The sequence below is a fragment of the Variovorax sp. S12S4 genome (assembly GCF_023195515.1).
Taxonomy (GTDB): domain Bacteria; phylum Pseudomonadota; class Gammaproteobacteria; order Burkholderiales; family Burkholderiaceae_C; genus Variovorax.
Genome location: NZ_JALPKR020000002.1, coordinates 629,743 through 648,430 on the forward strand (window position 1 = coordinate 629,743; position 18,688 = coordinate 648,430).

The window sequence follows — 18,688 nt, forward strand, 5'->3', positions numbered from 1 at the left end:
CCCATTCCTTCGGCGCCCTCCTCCTCGTCTCTTCCCGGCCTCAGCGCTGCTTTGCGCCCTTCGCCTTGGCCGCTCCGGCGGCTGCGCCGGAGCCGGGCTTGTTGGCCTGCGACAGCACGCCCTTGCAGTCCGCATCTTCGCCCGGCCCGGTCTCGATGGTCGCCGCCAGCGCCAGCAGCGGATTGAGCGCGCCCAGCACCAATGCGGCCAGGCCGCGCTCCGCCAGCGGAACCACCTGAACCCCGCCGGAAGGCGAACCGAAGGTGCCGCCGATGACCAGCGGCGTGCGCAGCGAGAGGAAGCTCGCGTCCTTGGGCTCGGGCCGCACCACGAAGTCGAGCTTCTCGGTGGCAAGATTGGCGTGGCCGGTGGCATAGAAAACGGTGTCGGCCGTGTCGAGCACCACGCTGCGGCTGGTCATGAGGCCCTTGTTGACGTCGAACGCCATCGCGGCGCAGCGCAGCTCGACGTTCTGGTCGCCGCGCAGCAGGAACTTGATGATCTCGGCGCCGTCCAGGCCCATGAACTCGAGCAGCAAATTGCTGAAGCGGCCCCGTCCGGTGAGGGCCGCCACGTCGCCCGAGGCGCCGCCGAGCCAGCTGGCCACCGAGTTGCCCCGCCCCGAAAGGTTGATCCGGCCATCGAGCCGGCTGAAGCTGCTGCGCATGGTCTCGATCTTCGGCACCACGCGATTGAGCTGCATGTTGCGCAGGTCGAGCGAGGCGCGAATGTCCGCCGGGTTCTGGGTAGCGTCTATGCGGATGGCGCCGGCCAGCTTGCCGCTGGCCACGCCCAGGTCAAGCGGGTCGAGGGCGAGCACGCCCTCGGTCAGCTTGACCTGCACGCTGCCGCGGTCGAGCGGCACGTCGCGCACGTTGCGGATGCGATCGGCGGTGTATTTGACGTCGGCGTTCATTGCGCGCAGGCGGTCGAAGTCGAGCGTGGCGGTGGGCAGCACCTTGTCGCCCGCCGCCCGCTTGGCCTGCTTGATCGTGGGCGGCGGCGCCACGCCTTCGACCGCCTTGGCCGAGCGCTCAGTGGGCGGCAAGCCGATGAGGGGGCCCAGGTCGTCCATGTCCATCAGGCGCGAGCGCAACTCGCCCGCGAGGCGCGGCAGCTTTCCGGCCTGGTCGAAACGCATGTCGCCCGCAATGTCGGAAAGGCCGAGCCTGCCCTTGAGCCCTGCCACTTCCCACAGCTTGGCGCGCTTGCGCAGGTCGCCGCTCAGCGCATAGGGCGAGGTCTCAGGCAGCGCGATGCCAAGCAGCGGAAACAGGGCACCGAGCGTCTGGCCCTTGAGTTCGAACTTCGCGTCGATGCCGTCGAGATCGGCGAAGTCGGTCACGGTGCCTTCGGCCTTGAAGCGGGTCTGCCCCGCCGCGGCATCGATCTCCATCGGAAACGGTTCCTGGCCGGCCGACTTGAGTTGCAGCACGTTGCCGGTGCGCCCCTCGGCCGTGAGCGGCTGGCCCTTGTAGCGGCCCTTGATGCGGTAGCTGAGCGGCAGCGTGCCGCGGCCCGTGTCGTAGCTCACGTCGGCGTGCAGATCGACGCCCAGGTGCGTGGCCAGGAAATCGATCGTGCCGTTGTCGACCTGCATCAGGCCGATGACGGGCACGGTTCCGGGATCCGAGGTGTCCTTGCCGAGCGCCCATGTGCGGCGCCCGTCGGGTTCCATCTGGAGCCCCAGCGTCGGCGAGAACAATGCCAGGCGCGGAATCACGATCTTCTGCGTGAGCAGAGGCCACAGCCGTATGTCGAACTCGGCGCGCTCGGCCTTCACCAGGTAGGGATCGCGGGCCCATGGAGGGTTGGCAAACTCGATGCCGTCGAACTTCACGGTGGCGCCGCGCAGGCCCACGCCCACATCGAGCCGCCGGGTGATCTCGAACTTGCGCCCGGTTTTTTCGCTGACGTAGCGGTTGATCGGCTCGCGCAATGTGTCCCACGGAAAGAACGCGACCACCACCGCCAGCGCAGCCAACAGCAGCACGAAAGCCGCAAGCAGCTTGAGCCAGAGTGGCCGGTCGCGAAGGACGTTCGTTGCCATGGTGTCTGGATATACCTGCCCCTCGACGGCCCGGGTCGGCAATGAACCGCAAAAACCGTGCGGCATTGCCTACGGAAGGGCGCGGCGAGCCCGACTCGTCAGAACCCGCCTACAACACCCATCCTCCGAACCCTGCATGATGCGTGGCGGCGACGCCTCAATCTTCGATGCGCAGGCAATCGCCAGCAGGGGCGGTCGCGACACCTGCCAACAGAGGAAGCGCGGTTCGGCATGGATACCAGATTGCAGACATACATCGTCGAAGACAACCTCACGATCCGTGAAAACCTCATCGGTACCCTGGAAGAACTCACCTGCACGACGGTCGTCGGCTTTGCCGAAACCGAAGCGCACGCGCGCCAATGGCTGCAGGACCACAGCGACGAGTGGGACCTTGCGGTGGTCGATCTTTTTCTCAAGCAGGGAAGCGGCCTGGGCGTGCTCCAGGCCTGCACGTCGCGCCGGCCGAACCAGAAGGTGGTGGTGCTCAGCAACTACGCAACGCCCGACATCCGGCGGCGCTGCGCCGAATTCGGAGTGGATGCGGTGTTTGACAAGTCGAACGAGATCGACGCGCTGGTCGACTTCTGCATCCTGGAGGCGGTGGCTCATCGCCCCGCCACCGGCACAAAATGAAAAAGAGGCCGAAGAAGCCGCGCCGGACCTCTTCGCCTCCTTCTTCAGCCGCCGGCCGGTTCTTTTCTCAATCGATCAGCTTGTTCTTCAGCGCGTAGTACGTGAGGTCGCTGTTGGAAGACAGGTTCATCTTCTCCATGAGGCGCGTGCGGTAAGTGCTCACGGTCTTGACCGACAGCGACAGCGTCTTGGCGATGTCGCCCGCGGTCTCGCCCTTGGCAAGCTTCAGGAACACCTGGAATTCGCGCTCCGAGAGCTGCTCGTGCGGCGCGGCGTCGTCCTTGCGGTCGAGCTGGCGGGCGAGCAGTTCCGCCACGGCCGGGGTGATGTAGCGGCGGCCCAGCGAGATGGTGCGGATCGCGTTGACGATCTCCATCGGATCGCACTCCTTGTTGAGATACCCGCTCGCGCCCTGGCGGATGAGGTTCATCGCGTAGTGCTCTTCGGGGTAGCCGCTGAGGATGAGAATTCCCACGTCCGGCGCCTTGGCGCGGATCATGGCAAGCGCGTCGATACCGCTTTGCCCGGGCATCGAAAGGTCCATCACCAGCACGTCGAGTTCGGTGGTGCGCACCAGCTCGATGGCCTCGCGCCCGCTGGCAGCCTCGCCGGCCACGCGCAAGTCGACGTGTTCGGAGAAGAACTGCCGCAGGCCCGAACGCACGATAGCGTGGTCGTCCACAATTCCAATTTTGATCATCTGTTACTTTCTTCGTTGTGTCGCGGCCCAGGAGGCCGCAACATGCCGATCCCCTGGTTGTTATCAATTATTCACGAACTTGTGCTGAAAGCACCTTTGAAAGTTTCATGCACTGGCTAGCTCCTCCAAAAATGGCCGTGAGCCTACTGCTCGCGGCACTGGCTGCGCTGGCCCTCGTCGGTATCAACGAGGCCGGCTATCGCCAATCGACCCAGGCCCTGGCGAACATCGACGAGGCGCAAAGGGTTCGCGCCACGGTCAACCTGATCCTGCAGAGCATGCTCGATGCCGAAACCGGACAGCGAGGCTACCTCCTGACCGGCGAAACCAGCTACCGGCAACCCTACGACATGGCCGTCAAGCAGGTCGATGGATACCTTGCCACACTGCGCCAACTTTACGCCGAACGGCCGGCAGAGCGTACCCAATTGGCGGAGCTCTCCAAGCACGTGCTGCGCAAGATAGCCGAAATGGACATGAGCGTGCGCCTGCGGCAGGACGGCAAGGAGGATGCCTGGAAGTTCGTCATCACCACCGACGTGGGGCGCGAGGAAATGGACGCCATCCGCAAGAGTGCCCACGACCTGGTGGCGGCCAGCAACAAGACCCTGCAGGAAAGCCAGCTGCAGGTGAAGAAGTCGCTGCGGCTTGCGCGAATCGGCACCGCCATCGTGGCGCTCGCCGCCCTCATCGCGTTCTTCCTGTACCTGCGGCAGACGCATGCATTGCGCTCCATCGGCGAGCGCCAGCAGGAAACGCTTCAGCGCGAGCGCAACGCACTCGAAGACGAGGTGCGCGAACGCACGGCCTCGCTGGCCGAACTGGCCACCCACCTGCAGGACGTGCGTGAAACCGAGCGCGGCTATCTCGCACGCGAGCTGCACGACGAGCTCGGCTCGCTGCTGACGGCGGCCAAGCTGGACGTCGCCCGCCTCAAGTCGAGGCTGCTGGAGGCACCGGACGCCACCCAGCGGCTGCAGCACCTGACCGAGCTGCTCAACAGCGGCATTGCGCTGAAGCGCCGCATCATCGAGGACCTCCGGCCGTCGTCGCTGTCGAACCTCGGGCTGGTGGCGTCGCTGGAAATCCTCGGGCGCGAATTCGCCGAGCGCTCGGGCATCCAGGTGCAGATGGCGCTGGAGCCCGTGACCATGGACGAGTCGCGCCAGCTCACCATCTACCGCATGGTGCAGGAGAGCCTCACCAACATCGGCAAGTACGCCGAAGCCAGCGAGGCGACGATCGTGCTGAAGAACTACGAGAACCACGTGATCGTGGAAGTTGCCGACAACGGCAAGGGCTTCGACCCGCAACGCATCCACCCTTCGACGCATGGCCTCGCGGGCATGCGGCACCGGGTGGAAGCCGCACGCGGCAAGCTCACCATCTCTTCCACGCCGGGCCGGGGCACGCGCCTGAGTGCGATGTTGCCGGTGGTCAAGCCGCGCTGAGGCACGGCCGGTTGCGCGGCCGGCGCAGCCGCAGGTGCGCATGAACGGCCTGCGCGCGAAGGGGAACTCGGTCGTCTCCTACGTTCCCCGCGCCCAGCCGCTGACAGGGCCTTGCAGGGGCGCCACTTAAGGTTGCTCCTGTGCCGTTCATTTCATCTTTTGAACGCGCAGTCCCACAACAACGAGCGAAGTCTCGAAGGAGTCCACATGTTGCATTACACGGTGGTGTTTCTGGTCATTGCGCTGATTGCCGCTGTGTTCGGCTTCGGCGGCATTGCCGCCAGCGCGGTAGGAATCGCAAAGATCCTTTTCGTGATCTTCGCCGTACTTGCCATTGCCAGTTTCCTGGCCGGCTTGCTACGACGCAAGTAGCGTAGTTACGATCAACAGGCTCCCGCAATTCATCTCCCCGGAAAGGAAATTCTCATGAACACGACGACCAAGACTCCCTCGCAACTCGCCGACGACGCACGCCAGACCGCCAACGAGGCTGTCGAGTCGACCCGCGCCTACGCACAGAACGCGGTGAATGCGGCCGGCGAGAAGGTCCGCGAGCTGCGCCGCGACGCAGAACCGGCGGTAGAACAGCTGGCAGCGCGCGTGCAGCAGGCCGTGCAGCGCGGCCTGGACGCAGCCTCGACCACCAGCGCTCGCGCACAGCGCCGCCTGGAGCAGGCAGCTGACGTCACCGGCCGCTACATCTCCGACCAGCCCGTGCGCTCGGTGCTGATTGCCGCCGCAGCGGGTGCAGCCATCACCGCGCTCATCGTGCTGGCCAGCCGCAGCCGCCGGGACGAATACTGATCCGCTGACGCCCCGTTCCACCGATTCCGCGCACCATGCTTCATCCGATTTTTTCCACGGTGCTCGGGCATCCGGAACTCATCGCCGAACACGCCGCCAATTACGCCGCTCTCGTGAGGCAAGAGGCCTCCGAGGCGGGACGCGGGCTCGTCGCCCGCATTGTTGCGGGCGTGGTCGCGGCCGCGAGCGCCATGCTTGCGCTCGGGCTCATCGGGGTTGCGGTGTTGATGGGCGTGCTGCATGGCAGCTTCCATTGGGTGCTGGTGGCGGTGCCCGGCGTTGCGCTGGTGATTGCCGGCATTTGCGCCTGGGTGGCAAGCCGTCCGTTCCCGGGCTACGCGTTCGACGATCTTCGCGCCCAGGTCGACGCAGACCTGCAGGCGTTGCATGAAGCAGGAGCCCGCCATGACCGGCACTGACCGCAGTTCACTCACGCCGCAGGAGCGCCTTGCGCTTTCGCGCCGTGCACTCGTGCGGCATCTGAACGGCGAAGACGACGAGCCGCGCGACAGCCGCTACGGCAGGCGGTACGCGGCGCAGGAAGATCATCCGGAGATGTACGCCTCAGACGGCGCGCAGCAAGAGGCGCCGCCTCGCAGCAGCCGCCATCGGTGGACGTCGATGGCGCGCAGCATGACCGAGCGCTGGTGGCGCCGGCACCCCGCCCATGCGGTGGGCCAGCTCGCACGCCCCTTGCTCGAACACTATGCGCGCAAGGAGCCGGCCAAGCTCATGGCCATTGCCGCCGCCACGGGCGCCGCCATCGTGCTGGTCAAGCCATGGCGCCTGCTCTCGTTCACGGCGGTGCTGGCGGCGGTGCTCAAGACATCCGATGTGGCAGACGTCGTCAACACGTTGATGCATCAGAAAAACACCAGCCCACGAAAGGACCCTCCATGAATGCGAACTCCCCGGGTACCAACCCGGCAAGGCACGAGCACCTGGTGCTCGACGAAAAAGCCATCGAGGCGGCGGCCAACAGCCTCGACGAAGGCGCGGTCACGCCGAGCTACGGCCCCTGGCGCGACGATGTCGTGAAGCTGCTGAACGATGCGCTGGCCACCGAACTGGTGTGCGTGCTGCGCTACAAGCGCCACTATTTCACTGCCAGCGGCGTGTCGTCGCCTGCCATCGCAGAAGAATTCCTGGTGCACGCCAACGAAGAGTCGGCCCACGCCGACCGCATTGCGGAACGCATCGTGCAACTGGGAGGCGAGCCCGACTTTGCGCCCACCCACCTGCTCGAACGCAGCCACGCCGGCTACGACGAATCGACCGACCTGCAGGCGATGGTGCGCGCCAACCTCGTGGCCGAGCGCATTGCGGTGGAAACGTACCGGCAGATGATCGCGCTGATCGGCGACAAGGACCCGACCACCCGGCGCATGCTGGAAGACATTCTTTCCGACGAGGAAGAGCACGCGGACGAGCTCAAGGACTGGCTCGGCCACTGATCTTCACGGGCCCTCGCGAGGGCTCTGCAACAAAAAGCCCGGACGAGCCGGGCTTTTTGTTTGGGACGAGGCAGAGCGCGTTCAGCTCTTCACTTCAAGCTGGTTGTCCACCGAGGTCACGCCCTGCACGCCCTTGGCGATTTCCTCGGCGCGTGCCTTTGCGGCGGCGGTGGGCGCGGGCCCCTTCAGGCTCACGGCGCCGGCCTTGGTGTCCACGTCGATCTTGATCGCGCTCAGGTCCGGGTCTTTGGCCAGGCCCGCCGCGACCGATGCGGTAATGGCGGCATCGTCCACCGTCGCGCTCGCGGCCGTACCGGCTCTCTTTGCGGCATCCGTCATGTTGGCCATGCCGTCCTTCACCTCGGCAGTGGTGCCGGAGGCATCGATCTTGGCCTTGGCGTCCTTGACGGCCTCGCCTGTCTTGGCCGCGGCAGTCTCCGCCGCCTTCTCGGTCTTTGCAATGGCGCTGTCGAGCTTCTCGCCCGCGGTGCGGTTGTCCGAGGCGTCGCAAGCGGCGAGCGTCAGTGCCGCGCCCGCCATCAGCAGCACGGCGAGCCATGTGCGTGGCGACGGCATGGCGAGGGTCTGAACAGTTCTTTTCATTGGAATCCTCCGTTTCGCTCTGAAGAGCGGGTGACGCGCGCGGGTTGCGCGCAGGGGGTCCGGACGAGACCGGACCGCCTTCCCAATCTAGCTTTCGGGCCGACGACGCGGGAGTCGTGACCGGCGCGAAACCCTGTAGGACAAGAAGGCTCAGGCCGTGACGATCCAACCCTCGATCGGATCGAAGTTCTCCGGCAAGCCGAAACCCGGCCCGGGAGTGGATACGCGTTGCGCGCTCCACGCGGCCTGAACAAGGCAAAGCACCGCATCGATGTGATCGCCGCGCGCATCTCCCGGCAATTCGGTGCGTTGCGCCTTGCTGAGCGCCACCCGCAGGCCCAGCCGCGTGTTGCCCGCCTCGAGCGCGGCGAGCAGGCTCGTGCGCGCCGCCAGCCGCTCGGGCGTTTGCTTGGCCGCCTCGTCGCTCTTGTAGCTGCGGCGGCCGATCAGCTCGCGGGCCAGCAGCCCGGGGTAGGCCTCGAGCGCGATGCGGTCTTTGTTGCTGCCGATGTGCAGCCCCGGAAGGCTCGCGCCGGCAGCCAGGAGCGGCGGCACGCCCGCATGGAGCATGAAAGCCACCGGCGGGTTGACCCATTTCATCGACGTGCTCGAACCGGCGGGCGCATCGGTGGCGCGGTGCGCAAACTTGCCGCCGACCGGGCGCGCCGCACAGAACGCGGCAAAGGTGGCGCGAATCTCCGCGCGGCTCAGGCCTGCATAGTGGGCCATGAGCGCGTTCCATTCCAGCGGCCACCGCAGGTGCTCGACCAGTTCGCGCGGAAGGCCGAACGGAAAATCGAAGCCGCCGATCCACGCCGGCTCGCTGCGCAGCCACTCGGCCCAGGCGCCGAGCGTGGTGAAGCGCTGGAGGCCCGTCAGCACCAGTTCGCCCGCCCCGCTGGTGCGTCCGGCGGCGACGACGATCGGCTTGCGCGACGTGGGTGCGCAGGAAAAATCGCATCCGAACAGCAGCGGCGAATTCATCTCACCCCAGCGCGAGTGCCACCACCCCGGCGGCAATGAAAGCTGCGCCCAGCAGCCGCAGCAGGCGATCGCCCTCGCGCAGCAGATGGCCGCCGATCAGCGCGGCGAAAAGCATCGAGACTTCGCGCGCCGGCGCAACATGGGAAATGGGCGCCTGCTGCACCGCATAGAGCACCAGCACATACGAAACGGGGCTGATCACCGCCACCAGCAGTGCGTACTTCCACTGCGCGCGCCACATCCGCGCCGTTTCGGTGCGGTCGTGCAGCCCGGCGGGCAGCAGCAGGCCCACGCGCACCAGGTTGCCGAAGTAGTCGAGCAGGATCGGGGACATCGCCAGGAATTTCACCGCATAGCTGTCGGCCACTGTGTAGGCCGCGATGAAGGCCCCCGTCAGCACGCCGTAGCGAACGCCCTTGTGAACCCGCGCGCGCTGGGCCGGGTCATGCTTCTTGCGCCAAAGGCCCGGTCCGCCGGCCACCAGGAAGACACCCAGCACCACGCCCGCAATGCCCGCGACGCCGACGAGGCTGATGCGCTCGCCAAGGAACAGGATGGCGACCAGCGAGGACAGCAGCGGTCCCGAACCGCGCGCCAGCGGATAGACCACGGTGAGATCGGACTTGCGGTAGCCGCGAAGCAGAATGACGTAGTAGATGACGTGCAACACACCGCTCAGCACGACGAAGCCCCACTCCTTCAAGCCCCAGGTCGGCACCACGCTCCAGCCCAGCGTGACGCCCACGGGGGCCCACACAACGGCCATGAAGACGCCGCTTTGCAACGCGAAGCGTGCGTCGCCGTTCGCCTTTTGGCGGCGATGTTCCAGCTGGCGTGAATGATCCCGGCAAGCAGGATCAATGCGAAGGCGGAGAGCGGCACCCCGGGTTATGCGAGGCCGGGAGAACGCGGAGTGCCTGGCGCGGGCACCACTGGCCTCAGTGGCGGCCGACGATGGCCGCGGTGGCCATCAGTTCCTCGAGCAGCGCCAGCGAGACCTTGCCCGACACCGCATACGGATTCAGCTCGGGCTTTTCCGAGTACTTGAGCAGCGTCGAGGCGTTGAGCTTGGAGAGGTTGACCTGCCCCATGGTCCAGCCACCGAAGCGGCGCTCGGAAATTTCTTCGTAGTGCAGCAGCACCACGTCCTTGTGGCGCGCATCGCGCTGGATGTGGCCGTAGAGTTCGCTCACGGCCATGCGCCCGCCTTCGATGGCCTGCAGGAAGGTGCCGGCACCGTAGCAAAGAATGCCCGTGATGCCGCAGGACGGGTTGTGCGTGCGCGATTGCGCAAGGATGGCGTCGATGGCCTCGGGGCTGGTATCGACGGCGCGGCTGGCGTAGAGAAGTCGGACCAGCATGTTCAGCTCCTCCTCGGTAGCAGCGAGAGGAATTCGCGGCGCAGGCTCGGGTCTTTGAGGAACACGCCGCGCATCACGGAGTTGATCATCTTGCTGTCCATTTCCTTCACGCCGCGCCAGGCCATGCAGAAGTGCTCGGCTTCCATCACGAGCGCCAGGCCGTCGGGCTGGGTTTTTTCCTGGATCAGGTCGGCCAGCTGCACCACCGCCTCTTCCTGGATCTGGGGCCGGCCCATGACCCATTCGGCAAGGCGCGCGTATTTCGACAGGCCGATCACGTTGGTGTGCTCGTTGGGCATGATGCCGATCCACAGCTTGCCTATGATCGGGCAGAAGTGGTGCGAGCAGGCGCTGCGCACGGTGATCGGGCCGACGATCATCAGCTCGTTCAGGTGCTCGGCATTCGGAAATTCGGTGAGCGAAGGCGGCGCCACGTAGCGGCCCCTGAACACTTCGTTGAGGTACATCTTGGCCACGCGGCGCGCTGTGTTGCCGGTGTTGTGGTCGTTCTCGAGGTCGATTACCAGGCTTTCGAGCACGCCCTTCATCTTCACTTCGACCTCGTCGAGCAGCGACTCGAGTTCGCCGGGTTCGATGAACTCGGCAATGTTGTCGTTGGCGTTGAAGCGCTTGCGCGCGGCAGTCAGGCGTTCGCGGATCTTCACCGAGACGGGGGTGCCCTCGTCGTCGTTGTTTCCGTCAGGGCGCGGTTCCACGTCGGTTTTCCTCAGCATCCGCGCATGGTATCAGCGAACGCATTTTGCAGGCCCGGCAGGGAGAAGCCAGCAAAAGCGCGCCTCATGCCAGCACAAAATCGGCCACCAGCGGCAGGTGGTCAGACATTCGCGCCCAGATCGGCCCGCGCGGCACCGAACAGGCCACCGGCTCCAGGTGCCGCCCATAGACGAAGTCGAGCTGCGCCACGGGCAGGCGCGAGGGATAGGTAAGGGTTCGCGACCCGCGCAGGTCGCTGGTGTCGCGCAGTCCCATGGCGTTCATGGCGTAGCGCATGCGCGCGCCCCAGTCGTTGAAGTCGCCCGCAACCACCACCGCCTCGCCGGCCGGCACTTCGCGCTCGATGAACTCCCGCAACCGCGCAACCTGCCGCACGCGGCTGCCCTTGATGAGCCCCAGGTGCACGACGATGGCATGCACGGGCCGGCCCTCCACCTCGATGACCACGTGCAGCAGCCCGCGCTGCTCGAAGCGGTGGTCGGAAATGTCCTGGTGGCCGGTGCGGATCACGGGCCAGCGGGTCAGCAGGGCATTGCCGTGCTCGCCGTGGCGCGTGATGGCATTGGTTTCATAAACCGCGGTGTAGCCCTCGGGCGCCAGGAAGTCGGCCTGGGGAAGCTCTGGCCAGCGCTCGAAGCGGAGCGCAGCCTGCCGGTTCATCTTGCGCACCTCCTGCAGGCAGACGATGTCGGCGTCGAGCTGCTCGATGGCGTGCCCCAGGTTGTGGATCTCCAGCCGCCGTGCCGGCCCGATGCCTTGCACACCCTTGTGGATGTTGTAGGTCGCGACCCGAAGGGTGTGTGCCGGCAGGTTCATCTGGCAAATTCTGGCAGCAACAGAATGGCTTCGGCATTCGACGGAGAAAAGCACGCGTCGGCCGCCTCGCGGTAGGGCAGCCATTTCCAGTCGGTGTGCTCGCGGGGCGCCAGGGTGGGCACCAGGCGCTCGGGCACGCACAGGCCGAACAGGTGTTCGGTGTTGTGCGTCACGCCCGGTTCATAGCGTGCGCGCCAGCCTGGGTAGATTTCGTAGACGTTGCTCAGCTGCCAATCGACCAGCCCCGCGGCCAGGGGCGTGCCCTCGCCGCATTGGATGCCGGTTTCCTCGGCCACCTCGCGCGCCGCGGTGAGCATGAGCGGCTCGTCGGCCAAGTCCTTGCTGCCGGTGACCGATTGCCAGAAGTCATTGGCATCGGCACGCCGGATCAGCAGCACGTCGAGCGCCGGCGTATGAATGACGACCAGCACCGACTCCGGAATCTTCCAGGGCCGGGTGCTCGTCGTCATGGGCGCATCAGGCGGTTTGGGGCGTGTTGCGCAGCTTGATGTGCAGCTCGCGCAACTGCTTCTCGTCGACCGGGCTCGGCGCCTGCGTGAGCAGGTCTTGCGCGCGCTGGGTCTTGGGGAAGGCGATCACGTCGCGGATCGACTCGGCACCGGTCATCAGCATGACCAGGCGGTCGAGGCCGATGGCGATGCCGCCATGCGGCGGGGCGCCGTATTGCAGGGCGTCGAGCAGGAAGCCGAACTTGAGCTGGGCGTCCTCGGCGCTGATCTTGAGCGCGCGGAACACCTTGCTCTGCACTTCCTCGCGGTGGATACGCACCGAGCCGCCGCCCATCTCGATGCCGTTGAGCACCATGTCGTAGGCCTTGGCAATGCACTTCTCGGGGGCCGTGTCCATGAGGTCTTCATGGCCGTCCTTCGGCGCGGTGAACGGGTGGTGCACGGCGCTCCAGCGCTGGCCTTCCTCGTCAAACTCGAACATCGGGAAGTCGACCACCCACAGGGGCGCCCAGCGGTCGTCGAACAGGCCGGCCTTCTTGCCGAAGGCGCTGTGGCCGATCTTCACGCGCAGCGCGCCGATGGCGTCGTTGACGATCTTTTCCTTGTCGGCACCGAAGAACAGGATGTCGCCGTTGCGGGCGCCCGTGCGGGCGATGATCTCGGCCAGCGAGGCGTCGTCGAGGTTCTTGACGATCGGGCTCTGCAGACCTTCGCGGCCGGCGGCTGCGTCGTTCACCTTGATGTAGGCCAGGCCCTTGGCGCCGTAGATCTTGACGAACTCCTGGTACGCGTCGATCTCGCCGCGCGACAGGCCGCCTTCGGCTCCGCCGCCCGGCACGCGCAGCGCAACCACACGGCCGCCCTGCATGGTGGCGGCGTTGGAGAACACCTTGAACTCGACGCGCTTCATGAGCTCGGTGAGTTCGGTGAACTCGAGCTTCACGCGCAGGTCGGGCTTGTCGGAGCCGTACTTGAACATGGCGTCCGCGTACGTCATGGTCGGGAACACCGGCAGGTCGATGCCCGCGGCATTGCGGAACACGTTGCGGATCATGCCCTCGAACATCTCGCGGATTTCTTCTTCGGCGAGGAACGAGGTCTCGATGTCGATCTGCGTGAATTCGGGCTGGCGGTCTGCGCGCAGGTCTTCGTCGCGGAAGCACTTCACGATCTGGTAGTACCGGTCGTAGCCGGCCACCATCAAGAGCTGCTTGAAGAGCTGGGGCGACTGCGGCAGCGCAAAGAAGCTGCCGTCGTGCACGCGGCTGGGCACCAGGTAGTCGCGCGCGCCTTCGGGCGTGGACTTGCCGAGCATCGGGGTTTCGATGTCGATGAAGCCGTTGGCGTCGAGGAACTTGCGCGTTTCCATCGTCACCTTGTAGCGCAGCATCATGTTCCGCTGCATGGCCGGGCGGCGCAGGTCGAGCACGCGGTGCGTGAGGCGGGTGGTTTCCGACAGGTTGTCGTCGTCCAGCAGGAACGGGGGCGTGACCGAGGGGTTGAGCACCTTGAGCTCATGGCACAACACTTCGATCTTGCCGCTCTTGAGCTGGTCGTTGGTGGTGCCTTCGGGGCGCGCGCGCACCAGGCCGGTGATCTGCACGCAGAACTCGTTGCGCAGGTTCTCGGCCACGGCGAAGGTGGAGGCGCGGTCGGGGTCGCACACCACCTGCACGTAGCCTTCGCGGTCGCGCACGTCGACGAAGATCACGCCGCCATGGTCGCGGCGGCGGTTGACCCAGCCGCACAGGGTGACGGTTTGGCCCATCAGGGCTTCGGTCACAAGACCGCAATAGTGAGTACGCATGGCCATATCTTGATTTCCAGCGCCGCGAAGGCGCGTTTCTTACTTGTTCGCGAGGGTCGAGGGGCCGCCGGGAACGACCACGCCCATCGAGACGATGTATTTGAGCGCTTCGTCCACGCTCATCTTGAGTTCGATGCAATCGCTGCGCTTGAGCATCACGAAATAACCGCCCGTCGGATTGGGCGTTGTGGGTACATAGACGCTGAGGTAGTCGCCGCCGCCCAGGTGCTCGACCACGTCGCTACCCGGCGCGCCGGTCACGAAGGCGATGGTCCACACGCCCTCTCGGGGCCACTGCACCAGCACCGCGGTGCGAAAGGCGTTGCCGTTTTCGGAGAACAGCGTGTCGGACACCTGCTTGACGCTGGAGTAGATCGAGCGCACCACGGGAATGCGCCGCACCACCGCGTCGCCCCAACCGAGCAGGCGCTTGCCCACGAAGTTGCTTGCAATGGCGCCGACGCCCAGCAAGATGGCCAGCGTGAGCAGCACGCCGAGCCCGCGCACGTTGTTTTCGTGCAGCCATGTCTGCCAGACCACCGGCAGCACCCAGAGCGTCTGGTCCAGCGTGTCGATGATCCACTTCAGCACCGCCAGGGTGATGAACAGCGGAACGATGACCAGCAAGCCGGAAAACAGCCATTTGCGCAGGGCGAGCATGGTGTGTTGTTCTCGGTCGCTCGTCAGTCGCTCTTGGCGGCAGCTGGCGCCGGCGCAGGGCTGGAGGCAGGGGCGGGTGCAGGCGCGGGGCTGGAAGCCTCCGCGGTCTTGGCGGCTGGCGCGGCGGCGCTGTCGCCATTGCTCGCGGGTGCAGCGGTGGCGGCTTCGGCCTTCTTGCCGCCGCCATCGCGGAAGTCGGTCACGTACCAGCCGGAACCCTTGAGCTGGAAACCGGCGGCGGTGACCTGCTTTTCGAAGGCACTCGCGCCGCATGCCGGACACACCGTGAGCGGCGCATCGGACATTTTTTGCAGGGCGTCCTTGGCAAAGCCGCAGGCGCTGCACTTGTAGGCGTAAATGGGCATGGAATTGAGTAAAAAAGCGGCGCAAAAACCGAGCAGAGGCCGCTCGCAAAGCCCTCGATTATAAGGGTGCCCCTGCAGGCATGAACCCGCATGGCCCGGCCAGTGCACCCGTGGAACCGGCTCTGCCAGGCCGCCGGGTGCGCCCCCAGTGGGGGAGGCGCCAAAGGCGCTTCGGGGGCGTTCCTAGGCTGCGAGCATCCGGTGCGGCGTGCGGGTGTTGGTCACCCACTGCGGCGCCAGCGATCCGGCCACCATGCCGCCGAACGAGGCGAGCACGCCGGCCAGCTGGGCCGGAAACTCGGCGCCCCAGGGCATCGACAGGAACAGCAGCCAGGTGCCGATGCCGAACAGGATCGAAGCGAGCGCCCCCTGCGTGGTGCCGCGGCGCCAGTAAAGCCCGCACACCAGCGGCACGAAGGCGCCGACCAGCGGCACCTGGTAGGCGCCCGACACCAGTTCGTAGATGGGCGTGCCCTGCATGCGGATGGCATAGGCCAGCACGGCCGCGCTGAAGACCAGCACCGTGATGCGCATGGTCATGAGGTTCTGGCGGTCGGTGCCCGCGGGCCGGAACTGGCGCCAGATGTTCTCGGTGAAGGTAACGCTCGGCGCCAGCAGCGTGGCCGAGGCGGTCGACTTGATGGCCGACAGCAGCGCGCCGAAGAAGAGCACCTGCATCACGAACGGCATCTTCTCGAGCACCAGGGTCGGCAGCACCTTCTGCGGATCGTCCTTGAGCAGCGCGGCGGTCTGCTCCGGCATGATCAGCAGCGCGCTGGCCACCAGGAACATCGGCACGAAGGCGAACAGGATGTATGCCACGCCGCCGATGACCGGCCCGCGCGTTGCGGCCTTGACGCTGTTGGCGGACATGACGCGCTGGAACACGTCCTGCTGCGGAATGGAGCCGAGCATCATCGTGATGGCCGCGGCAAGGAAGAACACCATGTCGTGCCAGTTGGGCTCGGGCCAGAACTTGAAGAGGTCCTTGCTGACCGCGAAGGCCACCACCTTGTCGGCGCCGCCGGCCATGTTGCCGGCGAACACCGCAATGATGGCAAGCCCCGCGACGAGGATGATCATCTGGATGAAGTCGGTCACCGCCACCGACCACATGCCGCCGAAGAGGGTGTAGGCCAGGATGGAAACCACCCCGATCACCATGCCCACCGGAATGCTGATGGCGCCGGCGGAAAGCACGTTGAACACCAGCCCGAGCGCCGTGACCTGCGCCGACACCCAGCCCAGGTAGCTCAGCATGATGATGAGCGAGCAGGCCACCTCCACGCCGCGGCCGTAGCGCTCGCGGTAGTAGTCGCTGATGGTCAGCAGGGTCATGCGGTAGAGCTTGCCCGCGAAGAACAGCCCGACCAGGATGAGGCAGGTGCCCGCGCCGAACGGATCTTCGACCACGCCGTTCAGCCCGCTTTCGATGAACTTGGCCGGAATGCCGAGCACCGTTTCGGAGCCGAACCAGGTGGCGAAGGTGGTCGTCACGATCATGAAGAGCGGCAGGTGCCGCCCAGCAATGGCGAAGTCGGTGGTGTTCTTCACCCGCTTGGCGGCGTAGAGGCCGATCGCAATGGTGACCAGCAGATAAACGACAACCAGCGTCAGCAACACGGGGACTCTCCTCTAGAACAACTTCACGCGCACCAGCAACTGCATGGCGAGCAATCCCAATACAAATCCTATGCCACCGTAGATGATGGTCTGCAGCAACCGGTTGGTGCGCTTTTGCGCGGCCAGCAGTTCGAGCAGCTCGCGGCGGTTGTCGGCCGGCCGATTTTCAAGGAAATCGTGCAGCAGCCGCGGCAGTTGCGGCAGCAGTTTTGCGTAGCGCGGCGCCTCGGCCTTGAGCTGCTGGAACAGCTTCCTGGGGCCGATCTGATCGACCATCCACTTTTCGAGGAATGGCTTGGCGGTGTGCCAGAGGTCGAGCTCCGGGTCGAGCTGGCGGCCCAGGCCCTCGATGTTGAGCAGGGTCTTCTGCAGCAGTACCAGTTGCGGCTGGATCTCGACGTGAAAGCGCCGCGAGGTCTGGAACAGCCGCATCAGCACCATGCCGAGCGAGATTTCCTTCAATGGCCGGTCGAAATACGGCTCGCACACGGTGCGGATTGCCGCCTCCAGCTCGTCGATGCGGGTGCCTTCGGGCACCCAGCCGCTTTCCAGGTGCAGCTCGGCCACGCGCTTGTAGTCGCGCCGGAAGAAGGCCACGAAGTTCTGCGCCAGGTATTCCTTGTCCGACTCCGTGAGCGTGCCGATGATCCCGAAATCGAGCGAGATGTAGCGCCCGAAGGTCTCCGGTGCCAGACTCACCTGGATGTTGCCCGGGTGCATGTCGGCGTGAAAGAAGCCGTCGCGGAACACCTGGGTGAAGAAGATCGTGACGCCGTCGCGAGCGAGCTTGGGAATGTCGACACCGGCCGCGCGCAGACGGTCGAGCTGTGCAATGGGCACGCCGTTCATGCGCTCCATCACGATCACCTCGGGGTGGCAGAAGTCCCAGAACATCTCGGGGATGAGCACCAGGTCGAGTTCGGCCATGTTGCGGCGCAACTGGGCCGCATTGGCCGCTTCCCGCACCAGGTCGAGCTCGTCGTGCAGGTACTTGTCGAACTCGCCGACCACCTCGCGCGGCTTCAGGCGCTTGCCGTCGGGCGATAGCCGCTCGACCCAGCCGGCCATCATGGCCATGAGGGCAAGGTCTTTCTCGATCACGCCGCGCATGCTGGGGCGCAGCACCTTGACGGCCACCTCCCGTACCTCGCCCTGATTGGTGCGGATGGTCGCAAAGTGGACCTGGGCAATGGACGCGCTGGCAATTGGCGTCTCGTCGAACTGCACGAACACATCGCCCACCGGTCGGCGGAAGGCCCGCTCGATGGTGGCAATGGCCACGGACGACGGGAACGGCGGCACGCGGTCCTGCAGAAAGGCAAGCTCGTCGGCAATGTCGGGCGGCAGCAGGTCGCGCCGGGTGGAGAGCACCTGGCCGAACTTCACGAAGATGGGGCCCAGCCGCTCGAGCGCCTCGCGCAGGCGCTGGCCGCGCGGCGCGTCGAGGTTGCGGCCGATGGAAACGACCCGCGCCACCACGCGCAACCAGGGTTTCTGGAAGCTCGTGAGCACGAGTTCGTCCAGGCCGTAGCGCAGCGCGACCCAGACGATGAAGAATCCGCGGTAGAAGCGCCTCATTCGGCCGTGCTCGCCGGGCCGGCCGCCGAACCGCCGGCTTGCGGGGGCTTGCCGCCGACGAACTGGCGCAGCGCGCCCGCCACCTTGCGGGCGCCGTTGGCGATGGTGTGTGCCGGCACGTCGCCAATCAGGCGCGCGAGGTCGTCCTCGACGTCCCAACGCACATGGTCGACCAGCCAGTTGACCTCGGCCGCAAGCTGCACGTCGCCGATGATCTGCACCGATGGCTTGTCGCCACGCAGCGTGGCGCGCGCCAGGTCGAAGGGGGACTCATCCGTGACGGTGAGTGTGAGCTCAGGCACCGAGCCCGGCGGCGCCAGGTCGAGCAGGCCGGCGGGCGTGGCCACCAGCTCCATCGTGACGAAGCGCCACTGGAAGCGCACCACCCGCCCCTGCTGCCGCAGCAGCCGCTGCTGGGCTTCGGGCTCCTGCTGCAGCACATGGTTGAGAAACAGCACCGCGCGGTGCTGGATCTCGTGCACAGCCCAGGCGGGTGGCTGCAGCCGTTCGCCGATGCGATTGAACAGGTCGTCGAGAAAAGAAAATGGGGACGATGGTGTGGCCATGTCCCCATTATCGGTTCTGTAAGCG

Annotated in this window: 21 protein-coding genes and 1 pseudogene; 7 read left to right on the plus strand and 15 right to left on the minus strand. The window is 66.0% G+C overall.

Translation table 11 applies throughout. The features are described 5' to 3' along the window. Window positions 1-40: 40 nt before the first annotated feature. Entirely contained in the window at window positions 41-2,050 is a 2,010-nt protein-coding gene (locus M0765_RS03385) for an AsmA family protein (RefSeq protein ID WP_258502035.1), read from the minus strand. Window positions 2,051-2,281: 231 nt separating this feature from the next. On the opposite strand from M0765_RS03385, the gene M0765_RS03390 reads away from it, so the two are divergent. Further along, window positions 2,282-2,686 carry a response regulator gene (locus M0765_RS03390; RefSeq protein ID WP_258502037.1) on the plus strand — a complete coding sequence of 135 codons (405 nt, stop codon included), beginning with the start codon at window positions 2,282-2,284 and terminating at the stop codon, window positions 2,684-2,686. 67 nt (window positions 2,687-2,753) lie between these two features. On the opposite strand, the gene M0765_RS03395 is transcribed toward M0765_RS03390, so the two are convergent. After that, a complete protein-coding gene (locus M0765_RS03395) occupies window positions 2,754-3,386 on the minus strand; it encodes a response regulator (protein ID WP_015866882.1) in 633 nt (210 codons plus the stop codon). A gap of 131 nt (window positions 3,387-3,517) precedes the next feature. On the opposite strand from M0765_RS03395, the gene M0765_RS03400 reads away from it, so the two are divergent. The 6 genes from M0765_RS03400 (at window position 3,518) to M0765_RS03425 (ending at window position 7,095) form a co-directional block, all read left to right on the plus strand. Then, window positions 3,518-4,837 (plus strand): CHASE3 domain-containing protein, encoded by a 1,320-nt coding sequence (locus tag M0765_RS03400; protein ID WP_258502040.1) that lies wholly within the window; start codon window positions 3,518-3,520, stop codon window positions 4,835-4,837. Between the two features lie 207 nt (window positions 4,838-5,044). Beyond that, the gene (locus M0765_RS03405) at window positions 5,045-5,209 is read left to right on the plus strand and encodes a DUF1328 domain-containing protein (RefSeq protein ID WP_157615369.1); all 165 of its coding nucleotides are present in this window, start codon (window positions 5,045-5,047) and stop codon (window positions 5,207-5,209) included. Window positions 5,210-5,263: 54 nt separating this feature from the next. Then, window positions 5,264-5,641, plus strand: a complete 378-nt coding sequence (locus tag M0765_RS03410) for a hypothetical protein (RefSeq protein ID WP_258502042.1) — start codon at window positions 5,264-5,266, stop codon at window positions 5,639-5,641. 35 nt (window positions 5,642-5,676) lie between these two features. After that, window positions 5,677-6,060 (plus strand): phage holin family protein, encoded by a 384-nt coding sequence (locus tag M0765_RS03415; protein ID WP_258502049.1) that lies wholly within the window; start codon window positions 5,677-5,679, stop codon window positions 6,058-6,060. Then, a complete protein-coding gene (locus M0765_RS03420; protein ID WP_258502050.1) occupies window positions 6,047-6,541 on the plus strand; it encodes a hypothetical protein in 495 nt (164 codons plus the stop codon). The genes M0765_RS03415 and M0765_RS03420 overlap by 14 nt, the downstream gene beginning before the upstream one ends. After that, complete coding sequence (locus M0765_RS03425) at window positions 6,538-7,095, plus strand: ferritin-like domain-containing protein (RefSeq protein WP_258502051.1); 558 nt, start codon at window positions 6,538-6,540, stop codon at window positions 7,093-7,095. The genes M0765_RS03420 and M0765_RS03425 overlap by 4 nt, the downstream gene beginning before the upstream one ends. 81 nt (window positions 7,096-7,176) lie before the next feature. On the opposite strand, the gene M0765_RS03430 is transcribed toward M0765_RS03425, so the two are convergent. From M0765_RS03430 to M0765_RS03490, 13 genes and pseudogenes are all read right to left on the minus strand, one after another. Further along, window positions 7,177-7,698: a BON domain-containing protein gene (locus tag M0765_RS03430; RefSeq protein WP_258502052.1), complete on the minus strand. Its 522-nt coding sequence runs from the start codon at window positions 7,696-7,698 to the stop codon at window positions 7,177-7,179. Between the two features lie 150 nt (window positions 7,699-7,848). Then, a complete protein-coding gene (locus M0765_RS03435) occupies window positions 7,849-8,682 on the minus strand; it encodes a DUF429 domain-containing protein (protein WP_258502054.1) in 834 nt (277 codons plus the stop codon). 1 nt (window position 8,683) lies between these two features. Continuing rightward, window positions 8,684-9,564, minus strand: a pseudogene (locus M0765_RS03440) (EamA family transporter). Window positions 9,565-9,620: 56 nt separating this feature from the next. After that, on the minus strand, window positions 9,621-10,043 hold the full coding sequence (locus tag M0765_RS03445) for a BLUF domain-containing protein (protein ID WP_126748385.1): 423 nt from the start codon (window positions 10,041-10,043) through the stop codon (window positions 9,621-9,623). 2 nt (window positions 10,044-10,045) lie between these two features. Further along, the gene (gene folE / locus M0765_RS03450; RefSeq protein WP_258502055.1) at window positions 10,046-10,777 is read right to left on the minus strand and encodes a GTP cyclohydrolase I; all 732 of its coding nucleotides are present in this window, start codon (window positions 10,775-10,777) and stop codon (window positions 10,046-10,048) included. 64 nt (window positions 10,778-10,841) lie between these two features. Continuing rightward, a complete protein-coding gene (locus M0765_RS03455; RefSeq protein WP_258502056.1) occupies window positions 10,842-11,594 on the minus strand; it encodes an endonuclease/exonuclease/phosphatase family protein in 753 nt (250 codons plus the stop codon). Beyond that, on the minus strand, window positions 11,591-12,064 hold the full coding sequence (gene nudB / locus M0765_RS03460; RefSeq protein WP_258502058.1) for a dihydroneopterin triphosphate diphosphatase: 474 nt from the start codon (window positions 12,062-12,064) through the stop codon (window positions 11,591-11,593). Before nudB ends, M0765_RS03455 begins: the two co-directional genes overlap by 4 nt. A 7-nt stretch (window positions 12,065-12,071) precedes the next feature. Then, complete coding sequence (gene aspS, locus M0765_RS03465; RefSeq protein WP_258502059.1) at window positions 12,072-13,877, minus strand: aspartate--tRNA ligase; 1,806 nt, start codon at window positions 13,875-13,877, stop codon at window positions 12,072-12,074. A 33-nt stretch (window positions 13,878-13,910) separates the two neighbouring features. Further along, complete coding sequence (locus tag M0765_RS03470) at window positions 13,911-14,531, minus strand: DUF502 domain-containing protein (RefSeq protein WP_258502061.1); 621 nt, start codon at window positions 14,529-14,531, stop codon at window positions 13,911-13,913. A 23-nt stretch (window positions 14,532-14,554) separates the two neighbouring features. Continuing rightward, entirely contained in the window at window positions 14,555-14,896 is a 342-nt protein-coding gene (locus M0765_RS03475) for an FmdB family zinc ribbon protein (protein ID WP_157615393.1), read from the minus strand. Window positions 14,897-15,079: 183 nt separating this feature from the next. Further along, window positions 15,080-16,519 carry a sodium:solute symporter family protein gene (locus tag M0765_RS03480; RefSeq protein WP_258502062.1) on the minus strand — a complete coding sequence of 480 codons (1,440 nt, stop codon included), beginning with the start codon at window positions 16,517-16,519 and terminating at the stop codon, window positions 15,080-15,082. Window positions 16,520-16,531: 12 nt separating this feature from the next. Beyond that, window positions 16,532-18,097: a ubiquinone biosynthesis regulatory protein kinase UbiB gene (ubiB, locus tag M0765_RS03485; protein WP_258502063.1), complete on the minus strand. Its 1,566-nt coding sequence runs from the start codon at window positions 18,095-18,097 to the stop codon at window positions 16,532-16,534. Continuing rightward, on the minus strand, window positions 18,094-18,663 hold the full coding sequence (locus M0765_RS03490; protein ID WP_157615399.1) for a ubiquinone biosynthesis accessory factor UbiJ: 570 nt from the start codon (window positions 18,661-18,663) through the stop codon (window positions 18,094-18,096). The genes ubiB and M0765_RS03490 overlap by 4 nt, the downstream gene beginning before the upstream one ends. Window positions 18,664-18,688: the final 25 nt, after the last annotated feature.